We start from the raw sequence: 16,970 nt of genomic DNA, 5'->3' as shown, positions 1-16,970 counted from the left end.
ATCGCGAATTTACTAGGGGGAGGGGGCTGATGCATATTGGCTTTACTCCGCTAATTCCCGATCCAGGCGTTTGGCTATCCGCTCGGCGTAGGAGGTATCTATGATGATTAGGCTCCCGCAGGTCACAAACAGAGCGACCAAGGGCCAGCCCATGAGGGTATGGACCCATTCGGGAAGGGTGAAGAAATCAGTGAGGAACATGAGCGGCACCAGGATGTAAACGCTGTAGCCGAGGACATGCATGGTGTAGGGGATGGTAGTTCCTGTGATGTATCGCATGCCGATCCAGTAGTTGTCGAGGGCGATTTGGAGTTCGCGGCTGCTGGCCGGGGTCATTTGGTGTTGGGGGAATTGCCGGTGGGTGGCCCAGACCCATGCGCCGACGCCGATGGCGAGGCCTAGGACGCAGCTGACGATCGCTGTGGTCCGTCGGGGCATGCCCAGGAGGACATCGCCGCCCTGGAGTGGATGGTACGGTTCGTATCGGTGCCATGCGCGGGCTATTTTTAAGGCGGATATGAAGATGATGACGATCAGCGCGACGATGGATAAGGGGACAGAGTAGTGTCTTCTGTTGTATTCCCTGGCTTCCGGGGTCCGGTAACGCATGGGGGCCTTAACGGGCTGGTTGCGGACGCGGTCCCAGTAGACGCGGGTGAACCGGTCGGGCAGGAAGCCGATGGCTTCGTAGCGCCACCATGCGGGGCGGCTGGCGTGCCAGCTCGGTGTCGGCCGTGTCCGGCGGCGAACCTGGTCCTCCCGCCGGTGATCGCGGGCGAGGGCGCGGACCTGGCGGGCGCGCAGGAGCCTGGTGACGGGGTTGTCGGGTCCCTTCCAGGCCAGAAGGCTGACCTGGTCCTGGGTGAAGATGACCAGGTCGGGGTCGGGGGTGTGGCCGACGCCGACCTCGGGCAGGGGGGCGTCGCCCCCGGGAACTACGCCGGGTCCGCAGGCAAGGCCGCCCACGGAGCAGATCCTGCCCGCGTACCATGGACCGGATGACCCGGTGGTCTGTTCGGGTGGCTGCACATACTGGCCGACCAGGCGGACCACTAGCCCGTCCTCTCCCAGACCGTCGAACCATCCGGTGCCTCTGTAGGCCCCGGATACGGTGGCAGGCCCGTCGGCCAGGACAACCAGCGAGCCCAGGGGCAGGACCTGCCCGGGCCGGGGCCGGCCGATCCTGCCGCGCCGCCGCCACACATGCCCCTGGAAGGTCTGCAGGCACAGGCCCCGCGCCAGGAGGTAGGGCGCCAGGACGTGGTCCATCAGCCGCCTCGACCTCCACGCATTGAACGACATCAACACAAACAACCAGACCAGTATCGCCGGAGAGCCTAATAGGACATCTATCAATAGGTACAGCATCAGTATGCATCCCCTGATATCATTCCTGATTTCAATCCGAGCCGCGCACATGGCAATGCAGGAGACAGCGGGAAAGCTACCATAGATTGTCCTTAATGTGGCCCCACATGTCATCTCCGTTCCTGCGATTGACGGAATTGTCGTAAAAAGTGTTGCCGGCTACTGTACCGAGGTAACCTACGACTAAACCAATTCCAGCTCCTACAATCGTACCTGGTCCAGGGATGGTTGAATCCCACAACTGCTCCAGCGGCAGCTCATGCTGCAGCACCGATAACACCACCAGAGGCAGTGATCAGGCCATGAACCATAGCATCTTGGGTAGCTGCCTGTTGTCAGTATGTACCGAAGGAATCGGCAATGCCGCTCAATGATTCAAAACCGCCAGAAAGAAAATCGCCGACCATGAAAGAGCGGTTCAACGTACTCAGTTGCATAGCCTTGGCGGTTGCTTCATCAACGCATCCGTCAAGGTCGTTTTTGGTCTTCTCCCCTCTATCTCTTTTATCGAGTATGTCCTATGTGACCGGTGACTGAATCAGAGATGAAGGTGGGGGTAGGAGGTTGATTTGGTGACTTCATCAAACCTTCGTTCATAGGATCGTTCCTCGGCGTTGATATATCCCATGAACACCATTTCCGTCACGTCTTGGCGGTTGAAGAAAACGATCTTGGCCGGATCAGTCATGCCATACGGGAATTGTACGGCACCATAGTCAAAGTAACCCGTTGTTCCATGCATGACTGTCAACGGAGCGCGGGCGATGATAACTAGCAGGGTACCCGGGTCTCTTCTGGTTTTCACCACGGATCCCAAAGGAAGAATGGTATTTTCTGATTTGATGGAGTTCTGCTCGGATTGTTTCATTAGGTGCCCTCTTTGGTGGATGAATGAAGTTACATTCCTTCAACTTCTCTAACAACCTATGGTAGGACTACACGGAAAAACACAGTCGGTTCGTGCAACACAGTGCGACATTTTCGCTACATCGGAGTGAAGTGACTCATTTCTCATTGGCGCCAATCCAATTTTCGCTGCGCTTTCCTCCACTTTGTTGATTCCGTCACTGTTCGCTTGGTCCGCAAAATGTGTATAATGGACTTTTGGCGTGTTTCGCCCGCGGATCGAGAGCGCTTCAGCATAGGGCTGGTGCACCGCGTAACGGAAGAATGCAAGAGGAGGAGCCGTGGCTCTTACGAGTGAGCAGAAGCAGGCAATCGTCAAGGAATACGCGACCCACGAGGGTGACACCGGTTCCCCCGAGGTCCAGGTGGCTCTGCTGAGCAAGCGCATCTCCGACCTGACCGAGCACCTCAAGCAGCATCAGCACGACCATCATTCGCGTCGCGGCCTGCTGCTCATGGTTGGCCATCGTCGCCGGTTGCTGGATTACCTCAAGAAGGTGGACATCAACCGCTACCGTTCCCTGGTGGAGCGTCTTGGACTGCGCCACTAATATGCATGCTTTCGCCCGGGCCTAGCGCTCGGGCGCTTTTGCATGACTGAACCAGGCACCGTCAACCCCGGGATGGGGTTGCAGAAGATGGTGCTGAATTGAAATGCAAGGTTGGTCCGTAAGGCATGAAGATGGCCGGACATGGGGTTCGGCAGGGCCAGACCGAAGTACAAGGATCTCCGGCAGCTAATTGATGCCGAGCATCCTGACATCAGGTAGTAAACAAGCAGTAAACAAAAGGAGGAACCCTATGGAGGGTCCCGAAATCACGGCTGTAGAAGCCACGATCGATAACGGATCATATGGCAAGCGCACGGTGCGCTTCGAGACGGGTCGTCTCGCCCAGCAGGCGGATGGGGCAGTAGCCGCCTATCTTGATGACGATTCCATGGTGCTGTCCACCACCACCGCCGGGTCCAGTCCCAAGGAGAACTACGATTTCTTCCCGCTGACCGTCGATGTGGAAGAGAAGATGTACGCTGCGGGCAAGATCCCCGGCTCCTTCTTCCGCCGCGAGGGCCGGCCCTCCAATGAGGCCATCCTGGCCTGCCGGCTGATTGACCGCCCCCTGCGCCCCCTCTTCCCGCACACCCTGCGCAACGAGGTCCAGGTTGTGGAGACCATCCTGGCTGTCAACCCCGAGGATGCCTACGACGTGCTGGCCCTGAACGCGGCCTCCGCCTCCACTCTGATTTCCGGTCTGCCCTTCGAAGGCCCGGTCTCGGGTCTGCGCCTGGCCCTGATCGATGGCCAGTGGGTGGCCTTCCCCCGCTGGAGCGAGCGCGAGCGCGCTGTCTTCGAGCTGGTCGTGGCCGGTCGTGTGGTCGAGGGCGGGGATGTTGCCATCGCCATGATCGAGGCGGGCGCCGGCAAGAACGCCTGGAGCCTGATCTATGACGAGGGCCAGATCAAGCCCGACGAAGAGGTGGTCGCCCAGGGTCTTGAGGCCGCCAAGCCCTTCATCAAGGTTCTGTGCGAGGCCCAGAGCGAGCTCAAGGCCAAGGCCGCCAAGCCCACCAAGGACTTCCAGCTCTTCCCCGAGTACACCGACGAGCTCTATGAGCGCATCGACCAGGTGGCTCATGCCGACCTGGACCAGGCCCTCTCCATCGCGGAGAAGCTGCCCCGCCAGGAGCGCATCCACGAGATCAAGGAGAAGGTCCGCGAGGCTCTGGCTGACGAGTTCACCGACATGGACGAGGCCGAGAAGGACAAGGAGCTGGGCAACGCCTTCAAGGAGCTCCAGCGCCAGATTGTCCGCCGCCGCATCCTGACCCAGGACTACCGCATCGACGGCCGTGGCCTGCGCGACATCCGCACCCTGTCCGCCGAGGTGGACGTGGTGCCCCGCGTGCACGGCTCCGCCCTCTTCCAGCGCGGCGAGACCCAGGTGCTGGGCGTCACCACCCTGAACATGCTGAAGATGGAGCAGACCATCGATGCCCTGTCCGGCCCTACCACCAAGCGCTACATGCACAACTACGAGATGCCGCCCTATTCGACCGGCGAGACCGGCCGCGTGGGGTCGCCCAAGCGCCGCGAGGTGGGCCATGGCAACCTGGCCGAGCGCGCGCTGATCCCGGTTCTGCCCAGCCGCGAGGAGTTCCCCTACGCCATCCGTCAGGTTTCCGAGGCCATCGGCTCCAACGGGTCCACCTCCATGGGCTCCGTCTGCGCCTCCACCCTGTCCCTGCTGGCTGCCGGCGTGCCTCTGAAGGCCCCTGTTGCGGGCATCGCCATGGGCCTGGTCACAGGCGAGGTCGACGGTCGGCCCACCTACAAGACCCTGACCGACATTCTGGGCGCCGAGGATGCCTTCGGCGACATGGACTTCAAGGTGGCCGGCACCTCCGAGTTCATCACCTCCCTGCAGCTGGACACCAAGCTGGACGGCATTCCCGCCGACATCCTGGCCGCCGCCCTGCAGCAGGCCAAGGAAGCCCGGGCCACCATCCTCGACGTGATCAACGAGTGCATCGACGGGCCCGCCGAGATGAGCCCCTATGCGCCGCGCATCATCACCACCCAGGTTCCTGTCGACAAGATCGGCGAGGTCATCGGACCCAAGGGCAAGATGATCAACCAGATCCAGGAGGACACCGGCGCCGACGTCTCCATTGAGGACGACGGCACGGTCTACATCGCCTCCGAGGGCGGCGAGGCAGCGGCCAAGGCCAAGGAGGTCATCGACCAGATCGCCAACCCGCACGTGCCCGAGGCGGGAGAGACCTTCAACGGCAAGGTGGTCAAGATCACCAGCTTCGGCGCCTTCGTCAACCTGACCCCCGGCACCGACGGGCTTCTGCACATCTCGCAGATCCGCAACCTGGCCAACGGCGAGCGTATCGACTCCGTGGAGGACGTCCTCAAGGAGGGCGACACCGTCGAGGTCATCGTCCAGGGTGTGGACGACCGCGGCAAGATCTCCCTGGCCATCCCCGGCTTCGAGGATCAGGAGTCCGCAGGCGGCCGTGATCGTGGCGGCCGCACAGACCGTCGTGAACGTGGTGGCGACCGTCGTGAGCGCGGCGGACGTGGTGACCGTGATCGTCGTGCTCGCCGCAGCCGTTCCTCCGACCGTGAGGATCGGTATGAGGCCCCGCGCCGTTCCCGTTCCGAGCGTGATGATCGCTACTACGACGACGAGGATCAGGAGGACCGTCCCCGGCACCGTCGTCAGAGCCGCGACCGCGACTATGAGGACGGCGGAGACTGGTTCGAGGACGAGGACCGTGGCTCACGTCGTGATCGTCGCCGGGTCTCCCGCGACGATGACGAGGATCGTGGCGGCCGGGGCCGTGGCGAGCGTCGTGGCCGCGGTGATCGTGGCGGTCGTCATGAGCGTCGCTCTTCCGGACGTGGCGGCTATCGTGGCCGCAGGGAGAATCCGCGCTACGCTGCCGACGAGCACTACGACGAGTACCGGGCCGACCGGGAGGAGCGCTCAGAGCGTCCCCGTCGCCGCGTACGCAGGGACTTCGATCCCTTCGACAGTGAGGACTGATTCCCACTGATGCCGGGACCCCGTTCCATTGGACGGGGTCCCGTTTTTGTCTCTTCTGAATTTAGTGAGAGAATGATGGCATGTCCGTATCAATGATCGTGCTCATCATCATCGTTTTGCTGGTCGTGTTGCTGGTCATCTGGGGAATCGGTATCTACAACGGTCTGGTCAACCTGCGCAACCGGGTCGCCAATGGCTGGGCCCAGATTGACGTCCAGCTCAAGCAGCGTGCCGACCTGGTGCCCAACCTGGTCCAGACGGTCAAGGGCTACGCCTCACACGAGTCCACCGTCCTGGAGGAGGTGACCAAAGCCCGCGCCGACGTGGCCCAGGCACAGACGGCTGGCGGAGACCAGATGCAGGCACGTGCCGATGCCGAGCAGCGGCTGGGTCAATCCTTGGTCACTCTGATGGCTCGGGCGGAGGCCTACCCTGAGCTCAAGGCCAACCAGAACTTCCTGGACTTGCAGCGTCAGCTCAAGGACCTGGAGGACAAGATCGCCTACGCCAGGCAGTTCTACAATGATGTGGTTCAGAAGTTCAACACCCGCATCGAGACGGTCCCCTCAAACATCATCGCATCCCTCTTCCACTTCCGTCAGGCCCAGTACTTCCAAGCCGACGAGGGTAGCCGCCAGGCGCCAGTTGTGGACTTCGGACAGTGAACGCCCCAGCAGCCTCCTCCGGGAAGGCGGCCTCGAATCATCCCTCCTCGGGCCATCCCTCCTGGAGCACCTCACGCTTTTGCGGAGCCTTGGCGCTGGCTCTGGTGGCAGCCTTGGTGACGTGCCTCGCTGTCCTGTATATCTCCAACAGGAATCGTCCCGACCTGGTATACGATTCGGTGGATTATGATGTCCAGGTCCTGGATAATGGGGATTTGCGTATCAGTCAGACCCTGACTGTCACCATGAATTCCCGCGAGGACGACCACGGCAAAAAACGCCCTTGGCGGGAGCTCTACCAGCGCTATCAGATCAAGCCTGACCGGCTGACCGGCATCAGCGACGTAAGCGTGACTGACCTGACTAATGGCTCCACATACAGGCAGACCAACCCGCTAAAGTATCCTGATGATGTCAAGTACATTCACGACTGGGACAAGAACTGGGCTGGCACCTGGTATATGGGCATGGTCTCGGATTGGAAGCTGAAATCCTACAAGCCGGGCGATGCGGGCCAAGGGTCCGCCTGCGGCGATCTGGGGAATCAATGCCAGGTGGAGCTGGGCTGGAACATTCCACAGACTGCCAAGGATTCAGGTCGGCGCTTCCGCATCGACATGACCTTCCACGGGGTCACCACTGCCCATCCCGATGTGGCCGAATTCCAATGGGAGCCCGTGGGCGACACCAACCAGATTCCCGTTGAGCATGTGAACGCCAATGTCAAGCTGCCCAAGCAGACAGGAACGGAGAAGGGCAAGGACGCGAAGGCCTGGCTGCACTTCGCTGGCAGGGGTTCCTACGATGTGGTAGATGACAGCCGTATCCGATTCTCCGCAGACAGCATCGAGCCGGGCCAGCATCTGGATTTGGTGGTGCTCTTCGATGCGGGGAGGACTTCCTCGGTGGTCAGGACCGATTCTCAGCCGGCACGTGACCGTATTGTTGGGCAGGAGCGTCCGCAGTACGAGCGCTGGCACGCTGACCAGACCAGGCGGGCGCGGATCGCACTCTTGACGGGCGTCTTGGTACTCTTGGCCGCTATCGGGCTGATTGCAGTGATGCTTTGGCATGCCTTCCGCAATTATGGAGACTCCCAGTACCAAGGCGATATCATCTACTACCGTCAGCCTCCTGATCTGTCACCCGCCGTGGCTGCCGTTATCAACGATGTGATGCTGACCCGAGAATCCCCTATTGGCAGGCAATTGTCAGCAACCATTCTCTCCCTGGCCTCCAAGCGGGCCATCGCTCTTGTTCCCGTCAAGTATGAGGACCGGGCGAGTTTCGGCGAAGGACCCGTGACCCAGGTGATGCGCTTGCTGCTCAAAGGCAAACAGCAGTCCATGGAGGTGGTCATCAATCCGGTCTGCAGCAAGGATCGAGCATCCCTGGCCCTGTCCTCAAGCGAGGAAGCCTGCCTGAGCATGCTGGAAGGTGCCTCCACTCTGATTGGCTCCGAGAATAAACGCTTCGACCTGTATGAGATGATTGCGCTCTTCGCCAGGACTGAATCCGATAATGGCAGGGCCTACCTGGAAGCTTTCTACCAGGCTGTCGAGTATGAGACCAACAATGCCGACCTGCGCGCCTATCGTCATAATGTAGGGGTCTTTGCCTTCCTGGCCGTGCTCTTGGCTGCTTTCATTCTGTTGGCCGGATTCCTGCCGGGCACCGTACTGGTACGTGCGCCCTTGGCCATGCTTCTGGTGGCTGTGGTGACATTCTCCTTGCGCTATAACTGTTGGCGGGTGCTGAGCAGGAATGGACAGCCCATGGCCGGACAGGTGTCGGGACTTCGGCGCTATCTGCTTGACTTCAGCGATTTTAGCCACCGGGGTGTGGAGGATCTGGTGCTCTGGGACCGTTACCTGGTTTACGCTACGGCCTTCGGCATAAGCGACCGGGTCGTCGCTCAGCTGGCACAGGCCAGCCCTGAACTGATCGACTCCGACTGGCTGAATGACAATGCGCGCGGTAGCCTGCTCTACTGGACCTTCCTGCCTTACAGTCAGAATGATGCGGCGGCTTCCTCCCTGAGTGACCCTGAAGCATTGGCTGTCAATTCAGCGCTCGGCCAAGGTGGCGTGATTGATTTGGGTACTCAATTGACCCAGGGACTCGACCAGATTGGCGGCCTGATTGGCATGGCCAGCGGCAACGGCTCTGGCAGTGTTATTGGTGGGTTTGGCGACGGCGGTGGCTCCTTCGATGGTGGCGGCGGTGGTTCCGGTGGCGGATCCTTCGGCGGCCGCTGAGACCGGGCCGCCAGTTAAGCTCGATGGGAGGCCGGCGGTGTCGAAGCCGGCCTCAATCTACAAGACGGGAGTACATGCATGACATCGTCGATGCGGGCCTTGGGGCCCTTTACTACGACAGCGGTCGGACTGGGTTGCATGGGATTGTCCATCGAGGGCAAGCCGGACCAGGCAACGGCCATCGACGTCATCCATCAGGCCCTGGATGCCGGATGCCGACATCTGGATACCGCCTGGTCCTACTACGAATCGGGCGGCCCCGAACAGACCAACGAACGACTGGTCCGCCAGGCTTTGGACTCCTGGCCGGGCCCCCGTCAGGACGTGCTGGTGGCCACCAAGGTAGGACACTACCGCAACTTCACTGACGGACGGCCCACCTGGGCTGTGGACGGTCGGCCGGAGAGCCTGATCCGGCACGCCAAGGAGTCCGCCCAGGCCCTGGGCGTGGACACCATTGACTTGCTCTATATGCACCGTCCTGACCCGCAGGTGCCCTACCAGGAGTCCCTGGAGGCCATGGCTGAGCTGGCCAAGCAGGGCGTGGCCCGGACCCTGGGCGTCTCCAACGTAGACATCGAGCGGATGGACCTGGCTCGCAAGATTCTGGGCGATGATCTCGTAGCCGTGCAGAACCAGTTCTCACCCACTTTCACCAGCTCCCGCCAGGAGCTGGACCATGCGGCCGGGCTGGGTCTGGCCTTCGTCTGCTGGAGCCCCCTGGGAGGCTTCCGAGCGCCCAAGGACGAAACCCGTTATGATGCCTTCCGGCAGGTGGCTCAGGAGCGCGGGGTCTCCCATCAGCGCGTGGTCCTGGCCTGGGAACTGTCCCAGAACAGCAACGTCTTTGTGGTTCCCGGGGCTCACAGGGCGGCCACCATTCTGGATTCCCTGCAGGCGGCTGACATGGAACTGAGCGAGGATGAGATGGACCGCCTGAACCGGGCGGCGACTGCATGAGTCCCAAGCCTGAACCAAGAGAGCAGGGCACCCAGAGCGCTCAGGGCCAAGCCTGGGATCGGGAACGGACCCTGCTGGACAGCAGCCCCCTGTCGTCACTGGACGATCATGGCCGGCCGATCCCGGTCACCATTCCCATAGCCCTGGCGCCTGGGATCAAGGTGGTCTACACCACCAGGCTGGGCGGGGTCTCCTCAGGCGATTATGCCCAGCTGAATCTCGGCGGCAAGGGGGGCGATGACCCACAGGCGGTGGCTGCCAACCGTCAGGCCCTGGGCCGCCAGCTGGACCGTCCCATGGTCCTGGTGGATCAGGTTCACTCAGCCAGGGTCTGGGACGCTGACCAGGGTCAACCCCAGGGGCGCTGCGAGGCTGATGCGCAGGTGACCACCCGTCGTGACCTGGCCCTGGGCATCTTCGCGGCCGATTGCCTTCCTGTGCTGCTGACCGACCCCCAGGCCGGCGTGATGGGTGCGGCACATTGCGGTCGTCGTGGTCTGGTGGCCGGTGTCATTCCAGCCACAGTCCAGGCCATGACTGACAGGGGCGCCGACCCGTCCAGGATCGTGGCAACGCTGGGGCCTCGGATCTGCGCAGACTGCTATCAGGTGTGTTCGAACCTGGCGGATGACTTCGAGAAGCGCTTCCCCGGTGCATCCGGACCATGTCGATTCGGCGGAATCGCCATCGACATCGCCGCTGCAGCCAGGATGGAACTGAAAGCGGCAGGAGTGACCCGTATCGTGGACTCCACCCCGCGGGTCGCTGCCGCCACCAGCTACCTTTGCCAGGATCCGGATCTGGAAGAGCTCTGCAGCCATGACAGTGAGGGCCCCTCCCTGTCGAAGCGTCTTGAGGATCTGCGCCGACCCTTGTGCACGCTGGAGAATCCGCTCTGGTACTCCCACCGCCGGGCCTCGCTGGCCAGCAAGGCGGGGGAGGGGCGCATGCTGGCCCTTATCCTGGCCGACGACTGATGCAGTATGTTGATTGACCCGGCTTCCGGTAGCTGGGGCAGGCCTCGGGTGCAGATGTTCGGTGCAGATAGCGCCGGGTCTGCGCCCCTTCCTGTCCTCGCGTGAGTACCGTTGAGTTTATGAGTGAGAGCAGAGCATCAGCAGCCCCGTCCGAGGTCAGTCAGGATAACGCAGAGCCGGAGGAGCAGATTCAGCCAGTTGTAGCGGTGATTCTGGCAGCCGGGCTGGGCGTTCGGTTTGACGAGAGCAACCCCAAGCAGCTGGTGCAGGTGGGCGGCAAACCCATCATCGCCTGGTCAATTGATGCCTTCCAGTTCAATGCCCGGGTCACCGACATCCTGGTCGTGGTCAACGATCGGGTGCGGGAGGCTGTCGAGGCCATCGTGGGCGACGACACCTACGACAAGGTCCGCACGGTCATCCAGGGCGGCATCGAGCGCATGGACAGCACCGAGGCGGCCCTGCAGACCCTGGCCGAAGCGGAGATCCCCCAGGATGCCAAGCTGCTCATCCACGACGCGGTACGTCCCTTCGTCAGCCAGGAGTCCATCAATGGCTGCATCGATGCCTTGGATACCTTCAACGCCGCTACCGTGGCCGTGGCCTCGACCGACACCATGCTGATGGCCGGCGACCTGGGCGAGCGCAAGGTGGTGCGCCAGGTGCCCGACCGAGACAGCATGTTCCGGGCCCAGACCCCGCAGGCTTTCCGCTTCGGCACCCTCCGCAAGGCCTACGACCTGGCTGCCGCAGACCCCGACTTCCATCCCACCGACGACACCCGGGTGGTGGTGGACCGCCTGCCCGAGGAGCCGGTGGCCATCGTGGCCGGCAGCGTGACCAACATGAAGATCACCCTGCCCTCGGACGTGCCCATGGCTGAATGGATAGCGCGCTCCCTGGCCGGGTGAAGTCCTGTGTACCATGGGGCACATGGAGCAGATCAAGGTCATCGTCGCCGGATACGATCATTACGAGGGTGTTGATGTCAACCCCTCCTATCAGGTCTCACAGGCTTTGGCCGAGCATGGCATGGAAGGCATGCGGCCAGTCGGCCCCACCGAGGAGGATCCCTTGGAGGGCGTGGACCTGGCTATTTCCTCCGTTACCATGCCTGTCAGCTTCGCCAAGGCCTGGCCCATCCTGCATGAGGCCATAGAGCGCGTGCGCCCTGATATCATCATCGCCACAGGGCTCAAGCGTCGGGCTCGCGGCATCGCCATGGAGCGCTGCGCCGTCAACCTCAAGGAGGACGACGCTGACGATCGTGAAAACCTGGGGGAGCAGGAGTCTCGAGATACCGTCCCTCGTGCCAGCCGCCAGCCCATCGACCCCCAGGGCCCGGCCGCCTACTGGACCCGACTGCCGCTGAGGGCCATCCTGCACGACTTCGGCACCTGCGGCATTCCTGCCACACTGAGCTCAGACGCGGGCACCTATGTCTGCAACGCGCTCTTCTACAACCTGCTGGCATGGGCTGCAGGACACAAGGATGTCCTGGCCGGGTTCGTCAGCCTTCCCCTGGTCAACGAAAGCGGCGGTCAGGAGTGCGGCCTGCCCCTGGATCAGCAGATACAGGCTGTGCGCGAGGTGGTCAATGAGACCATTCGCTACTATCGCAGGCCCTCCTCCAGTCCCATTCTCATTGCCTGAGACCCGTATGTAAGGCCAATGTGTCGGCGGCAGGTCAGACGGCGACTTTAGGCCGGTCATGGGGTAGAGTCGAGGTAAATCCACCGGACCGAAGACATTTCTGTCACGGGCCGGCATGTCCTGGTGGCGAAGAGGAGTGTTTCCATGGCCGAAGATCAGTTTCCCGTTGTCCTGCGAGGCTATGACAAGGAGCGGGTCGACCAGGCCTTGGCGGCCTCGCGGAGCAATCTGGCCCGGTTGCGTCAGCAGATCAAGGCCGATGACGATCGCATTCTGAAGCTGGAGGCGGAACTCCAGGAGGTCAAGTCCCGCAAGGCCGAACAGCCGCGCAACTCCTTTGCTTCACTTGGAGCCAACGCCCAGCAACTGCTGGCCTCGGCCGAGCAGACCAGCACCGAGCTGCTCAACCGCGCCAAGCAGGATGCGGCATCCACCAAGACCTCCGCCCAGGAGAAGGCGACGACCCTGGTCAACGAGGCTCAGCTTGAAGCCAAGCACATTGTGGACGAGGCCAACGCCAAGGCCAAGTCCATCGTTGAGGCCGCCAACGACGAAGCCAGGACAGTCACCACCACCGCCAAGCAGCAGAGCGAACAGAGCAAGTCGGCTGCCGATAAGGTGGTGGCCGAACGTCGTCAGGCTCTGGATCTGGAGCTGCAGAACTCCCGCGAGGAGCATGAGAAGCGGCTGGCCACCAGCAAGGCCACCCAGGACAAGGAGCTGTCCGAACAGAAGGCCAAGGCCGCCAAGGAGATTGCCGACAAGCGGCGCAAGAGCGACGAGGAGATCGCCAAGCTCAAGAAAGAGGCCAACGATCAGATCCAGAAGGCCCTGGCCGAGGCCAACAAGAAACTGGCCGACGTGCGCGAGCAGGTCTCCAAGAGCCTGAATGACGCCCGTAGGCAGGCTTCGGAGATCACCGACAAAGCCAAGTCCGAGGCCCAGCAGATCGTGGATGAGTCCAAGGTCACCAGCGCCGAGACCATGGCCAAGGTCAACGCCGAGGCCGAGCAGGTCCGCTCCGACATCGCCGCCCAGCAGGAGGATGCCACCAAGAAGGTGGGCGAGCTGCTCAAGAGCCTGGAGGATCGGCGGGTAAAGACCGAGAAGGAGACCCAGGAGCTGATTGAACAGGCCAAGGCCACCCGCAAGGATGCCGATTCGTTCGCCTCCTTCAAGCGGGAGGAGTCCGAGCGCAAGGCCAACCAGCTGCTGGATGAGGCCAAGCAGCGCGCCCAGGCCGAAGTCGACGCCCATCGCAAGGCCGCCCAGGCCGAGCTTGACGGGCTCAAGGACCACATCACCAAGCTGCAGCACCGGGAGGCCACCATTACTGCTCGGGTCGACGAGCTGCGGAACATCTTCTCCAAGTCCTTCGGCAACTTCGACGGCTTCCACGATGAGGCTGTGGTCAATGACCAGGACGAGGGGCAGGCGCCCAGCGTGCCCGTGGTCAATGCTGTGCCTGCCGCGGATCCGCTGCCGGCCCCTGCTTCATCGGCTTCGGCGGCATCCTCGAAGGCTGAAGACGAGGATCAGGCCGTCGACCAGCCCCTTGCCGACACCCAGGCAGAAGCCCCTCAGACATCAGTCGATCCGGTCCCAGTCAGCCAGTCAGCCGATGGTGCGGCAACTGATTCCGACAGTAATTCCGGGGATGATGCCAGCGCGGCTGAGGCTGCGACTGTCAGGCCCTCAGCCAATATGCCCACCCAGGTCCTGCCCTCACCAGCGCCGAGCGCCCTTCCCGATGAACCCGTCCAGGCCGATGACGCGCCGGCCCAGAGTGAGGACGGACAGGTGGAGAAGGCAGTCACCGATCAGGAAACCACGGTTATTCCGCCCATCAACGACGACGCTACCCCCACCGATCAGGACTGATCAGCAAAGGACATTGTCCGTTGGGGCCGGATCGCAGGCATGGTCTGCGATCCGGCCCTGTCTTTCTGCCTTGCCTGGAAGTTGGTTGGCTGCGTGCCGAAACCGGCGTGGCTCAATCTCGGGCCGAACCCCTGCTGAGGCCTAGAGTCGATGGTGAAGAGGTGCAGGCCAAGGGTCGTAGGGTTGGGAGAGCGTCATGCAGCAATCACAGCACGCATCATCACAGATGTCTGCCACGGGGTCATCCGGGTCGGCTGTTTCGCGCCCATGGAGTGCCCAGGTGCGCCGTGGGGTGGACCTGCAATCCCTCTATGCCCTGGTGTACCTGGTGGTGGCCAACCTGATCGCGGGGGTTTTGAATCTGCCCTCGGTGGCCGCGGCCCTGGGCATTGCCCGTCAGCCGGGGCTGGGCGATCTGCTGGGCGATCTGGTCATGCTGGTCTTTCTTTTCGGCACCCGCAGCCAGGATTTGCTCGGGCGTGGCTCCAACCCTGTGCAGTACAAGGCTCAGACCAATCCTGGCCCAGCCGTGCTGATCGGAGCCATCCTGCTGATCATGCTGGCCAGCAGCATCGAGACCGGCTTCACTTGGGTGGTCAACCAGGGATCCCAGGCCCTTGGGCTGGTCTACCACTCCACCACCTCCCAGATCGCGGCAGGCCAGCACGGGTTCCTGTCACCCCTGGACACGGCTATCCTGGTCCCTGTCGTCGAAGAGTTCCTGCTGCGCGGCGTGGTCATGGGCCGACTGAAGCCCTACGGACGGACCTTCGCCATCGTCACCTCCTCCCTTATCTTCGCCTGCCTGCACGGAGACATCACTCAGAGTCTGTTCACCTTCCTGCTGGGCCTGGTTCTGGGTGTCATCGCCATGGAATACTCCATCCTCTGGTCCATGGCCCTGCACATTTTCAACAACCTGGTCCTGGCTGACGCCATGATGTGGCTGACCCAGACAGTGCCGGCCCGCACCGGCTCGATGATCAACCAGGGCATGACCCTGCTGGGCCTGATCGGGGGACTGGTCGTCCTCTGGCTGATTCGTGGACAGTTGGCAGACCGCCTGCGCGCCAATCGCTCACGCCCCGGAACCTATAAGGGCTGGGTCTCTCTTGGTCTGGCGGTCCTGGTGGCCCTGGCCGTGGTCAATGCGGCCCAGCGCTTCTCCCTGGCTTGACAAAGGTACAGTTGTCCACATCCTCCGCCAGGCGAACCTTTGAGGACCGATTCCCGCTATGCTGGATGCAGGGATGCAGATACATCCGTATGAAAGGAAACAAGGATAGACCGTATGACATCAGTACTGACACCACTGGATCAGACCCGTCTGGAGGGCCTGCGCACCGCCTTTGATGAGCGCGAGGCCAACCACGTCGCCATGAACGCCGTCACTCAGGTAGGCATTGACGAAGTGGCCCACAACTATAACCGCTCCCGCCTGCTCCAGCACCGATTTTCGGTCAGCATCGATAATGGCACGGTCACCTCGCAGGCGCATTCCGGACGTTGCTGGCTTTTCAGCTCGCTGAATGTAGCCCGATTTGTGGCCCGCAAGGCTCTGAACATCGATGGTAAAAGCACTGCCAACCCTATGGGCGACTTCGAGCTGTCCCAGAACTACGCCATGTACTATGACAAGCTTGAGCGCGTCAACTACTTCCTGCGCGACGTGGCGGCTCTGGTGCGGGCCGGCGAGCCCGTCGACTCCCAGCTCATGCGCTTCCTGATGGGCGATGTCATGGGCGATGGCGGCCAGTGGATCATGGCCATGAACATCTATAAGAAGTACGGTGCAGTGCCCAAGCAGTTCTATCCCGAGACCGCTTCCTCCCAGAACACCAGCCAGATGAACGACCAGCTCCGTCGCCTGCTTCATCAGGCTACGGCTCACATGGTGGCCAACCCGGACGGGATCGACGGGATCATCGATCAGACCCTGGAGGCCGGTCACCGTATCCTGACCATTCATCTGGGCACCCCGCCCACCAGCTTCGACTGGGAGTGGACCGACAAGGACGGCGTCTTCCACAGGGATGGGCGGATCACCCCGCAGGAGTTCTGGAAGCGCTACGTGAATGCCGGACTTGAAGACTATGTCTGTCTGGTCGACGATCCGCGTCCCGAGCACCCCAAGGGCCGCAAGATCGGCATCGAGCATCTGGGCAACGTGGCTGGCGGCGATCCCACCGAGTATCTGAACGTTCCGGTGGAGGTCATGAAGGACTGCGCCCGTCGTCTGATGAGCGAGCAGGGCCTGCCGGTCTGGTTCGGCGCCGACTGCCACCCCATGATGGACCGCAAGGCCGGTCAGTGGGCTACTGACCTGTTCGAGTACGGCCGGGTCTACGGTGTGGATTTCGACATGGACAAGGAGCAGCGGGTGCGCTTCGGCGACTCGGCCCAGAACCACGCCATGGCATTCGTGGGTGTGGATGTGGCCGATGACGGCCGGACCACCAACCGCTGGCGGGTGGAGAACTCCTGGGGCGGGGACATCGCCAACAAGGGTTACTTCACCATGAGCGACGACTGGTTCAGCCAGTATGTCTATGAGGTGGCCGTGCCCAAGTCCATGCTGTCCGAGGAGTATCGCCGGGCCTTTGACCAAGAGGCCATCATGCTGCCCGCCTGGGATCCCATGGGCGCCCTGGCCTGAGCAACGTCACCAATTTATCCATTCAGCTGTTCGTTCCCGTGGTCTGCATGGATCGCGGGAACGGACCGTCCGCATTGGCCCGGACGCGGAT

At 62.1% G+C, this 16,970-nt stretch carries 13 protein-coding genes; 11 read left to right on the top strand and 2 right to left on the bottom strand.

Translation table 11 applies throughout. The features are described 5' to 3' along the window. Positions 1 to 42: 42 nt before the first annotated feature. Both QRX40_RS02045 and QRX40_RS02040 read right to left on the bottom strand, forming a co-directional pair. Complete coding sequence (locus QRX40_RS02045) at positions 43 to 1,269, bottom strand: hypothetical protein (RefSeq protein WP_313835934.1); 1,227 nt, start codon at positions 1,267 to 1,269, stop codon at positions 43 to 45. A gap of 637 nt (positions 1,270 to 1,906) precedes the next feature. After that, positions 1,907 to 2,236 (bottom strand): DUF4176 domain-containing protein, encoded by a 330-nt coding sequence (locus QRX40_RS02040; protein WP_313835932.1) that lies wholly within the window; start codon positions 2,234 to 2,236, stop codon positions 1,907 to 1,909. 319 nt (positions 2,237 to 2,555) lie between these two features. Between QRX40_RS02040 and rpsO the strand changes: the two genes are divergently transcribed. The 11 genes from rpsO to QRX40_RS01985 all read left to right on the top strand — a co-directional run bounded on the left by rpsO (position 2,556) and on the right by QRX40_RS01985 (position 16,879). Further along, on the top strand, positions 2,556 to 2,825 hold the full coding sequence (rpsO, locus tag QRX40_RS02035) for a 30S ribosomal protein S15 (protein WP_024626835.1): 270 nt from the start codon (positions 2,556 to 2,558) through the stop codon (positions 2,823 to 2,825). A 250-nt stretch (positions 2,826 to 3,075) separates the two neighbouring features. Continuing rightward, complete coding sequence (locus tag QRX40_RS02030; RefSeq protein ID WP_313835930.1) at positions 3,076 to 5,829, top strand: polyribonucleotide nucleotidyltransferase; 2,754 nt, start codon at positions 3,076 to 3,078, stop codon at positions 5,827 to 5,829. An 80-nt stretch (positions 5,830 to 5,909) separates the two neighbouring features. Then, positions 5,910 to 6,494, top strand: coding sequence for a LemA family protein (locus QRX40_RS02025; protein WP_144085014.1), 585 nt, complete (start codon positions 5,910 to 5,912; stop codon positions 6,492 to 6,494). Continuing rightward, complete coding sequence (locus QRX40_RS02020; protein ID WP_313835929.1) at positions 6,491 to 8,752, top strand: DUF2207 domain-containing protein; 2,262 nt, start codon at positions 6,491 to 6,493, stop codon at positions 8,750 to 8,752. Before QRX40_RS02025 ends, QRX40_RS02020 begins: the two co-directional genes overlap by 4 nt. 78 nt (positions 8,753 to 8,830) lie before the next feature. Continuing rightward, positions 8,831 to 9,712: an aldo/keto reductase gene (locus tag QRX40_RS02015; protein WP_313835928.1), complete on the top strand. Its 882-nt coding sequence runs from the start codon at positions 8,831 to 8,833 to the stop codon at positions 9,710 to 9,712. Continuing rightward, positions 9,709 to 10,689, top strand: coding sequence for a polyphenol oxidase family protein (locus QRX40_RS02010; RefSeq protein ID WP_313835926.1), 981 nt, complete (start codon positions 9,709 to 9,711; stop codon positions 10,687 to 10,689). The genes QRX40_RS02015 and QRX40_RS02010 overlap by 4 nt, the downstream gene beginning before the upstream one ends. A gap of 119 nt (positions 10,690 to 10,808) precedes the next feature. Further along, entirely contained in the window at positions 10,809 to 11,600 is a 792-nt protein-coding gene (locus QRX40_RS02005; protein ID WP_313835924.1) for an IspD/TarI family cytidylyltransferase, read from the top strand. A 22-nt stretch (positions 11,601 to 11,622) separates the two neighbouring features. Next, complete coding sequence (locus tag QRX40_RS02000) at positions 11,623 to 12,342, top strand: pyroglutamyl-peptidase I (protein ID WP_306221321.1); 720 nt, start codon at positions 11,623 to 11,625, stop codon at positions 12,340 to 12,342. A 144-nt stretch (positions 12,343 to 12,486) separates the two neighbouring features. Beyond that, the gene (locus QRX40_RS01995) at positions 12,487 to 14,223 is read left to right on the top strand and encodes a cell division protein (RefSeq protein ID WP_313835921.1); all 1,737 of its coding nucleotides are present in this window, start codon (positions 12,487 to 12,489) and stop codon (positions 14,221 to 14,223) included. Positions 14,224 to 14,419: 196 nt separating this feature from the next. Next, on the top strand, positions 14,420 to 15,400 hold the full coding sequence (locus tag QRX40_RS01990) for a type II CAAX endopeptidase family protein (RefSeq protein WP_313835919.1): 981 nt from the start codon (positions 14,420 to 14,422) through the stop codon (positions 15,398 to 15,400). A 114-nt stretch (positions 15,401 to 15,514) separates the two neighbouring features. After that, positions 15,515 to 16,879: a C1 family peptidase gene (locus tag QRX40_RS01985; RefSeq protein ID WP_313835917.1), complete on the top strand. Its 1,365-nt coding sequence runs from the start codon at positions 15,515 to 15,517 to the stop codon at positions 16,877 to 16,879. Positions 16,880 to 16,970: the final 91 nt, after the last annotated feature.

Source organism: Bifidobacterium sp. H6bp9 (assembly GCF_032193695.1).
In the GTDB taxonomy this organism is placed as follows: Bacteria; Actinomycetota; Actinomycetes; order Actinomycetales; family Bifidobacteriaceae; genus Bombiscardovia; species Bombiscardovia kimbladii.
This window is presented reverse-complemented; position numbering and strand designations above follow the sequence as displayed.

What these genes read in the sequence shown, in the direction of transcription:
- QRX40_RS02045 (WP_313835934.1), bottom strand. Translation starts at nt 1,269, where the DNA reads ATGGACCACGTCCTGGCGCCCTACCTCCTGGCGCGGGGCCTGTGCCTG.
- QRX40_RS02040 (WP_313835932.1), bottom strand. Translation starts at nt 2,236, where the DNA reads ATGAAACAATCCGAGCAGAACTCCATCAAATCAGAAAATACCATTCTT.
- QRX40_RS02030 (WP_313835930.1), top strand. Translation starts at nt 3,076, where the DNA reads ATGGAGGGTCCCGAAATCACGGCTGTAGAAGCCACGATCGATAACGGA.
- QRX40_RS02025 (WP_144085014.1), top strand. Translation starts at nt 5,910, where the DNA reads ATGTCCGTATCAATGATCGTGCTCATCATCATCGTTTTGCTGGTCGTG.
- QRX40_RS02015 (WP_313835928.1), top strand. Translation starts at nt 8,831, where the DNA reads ATGACATCGTCGATGCGGGCCTTGGGGCCCTTTACTACGACAGCGGTC.
- QRX40_RS02010 (WP_313835926.1), top strand. Translation starts at nt 9,709, where the DNA reads ATGAGTCCCAAGCCTGAACCAAGAGAGCAGGGCACCCAGAGCGCTCAG.
- QRX40_RS02005 (WP_313835924.1), top strand. Translation starts at nt 10,809, where the DNA reads ATGAGTGAGAGCAGAGCATCAGCAGCCCCGTCCGAGGTCAGTCAGGAT.
- QRX40_RS02000 (WP_306221321.1), top strand. Translation starts at nt 11,623, where the DNA reads ATGGAGCAGATCAAGGTCATCGTCGCCGGATACGATCATTACGAGGGT.
- QRX40_RS01995 (WP_313835921.1), top strand. Translation starts at nt 12,487, where the DNA reads ATGGCCGAAGATCAGTTTCCCGTTGTCCTGCGAGGCTATGACAAGGAG.
- QRX40_RS01990 (WP_313835919.1), top strand. Translation starts at nt 14,420, where the DNA reads ATGCAGCAATCACAGCACGCATCATCACAGATGTCTGCCACGGGGTCA.
- QRX40_RS01985 (WP_313835917.1), top strand. Translation starts at nt 15,515, where the DNA reads ATGACATCAGTACTGACACCACTGGATCAGACCCGTCTGGAGGGCCTG.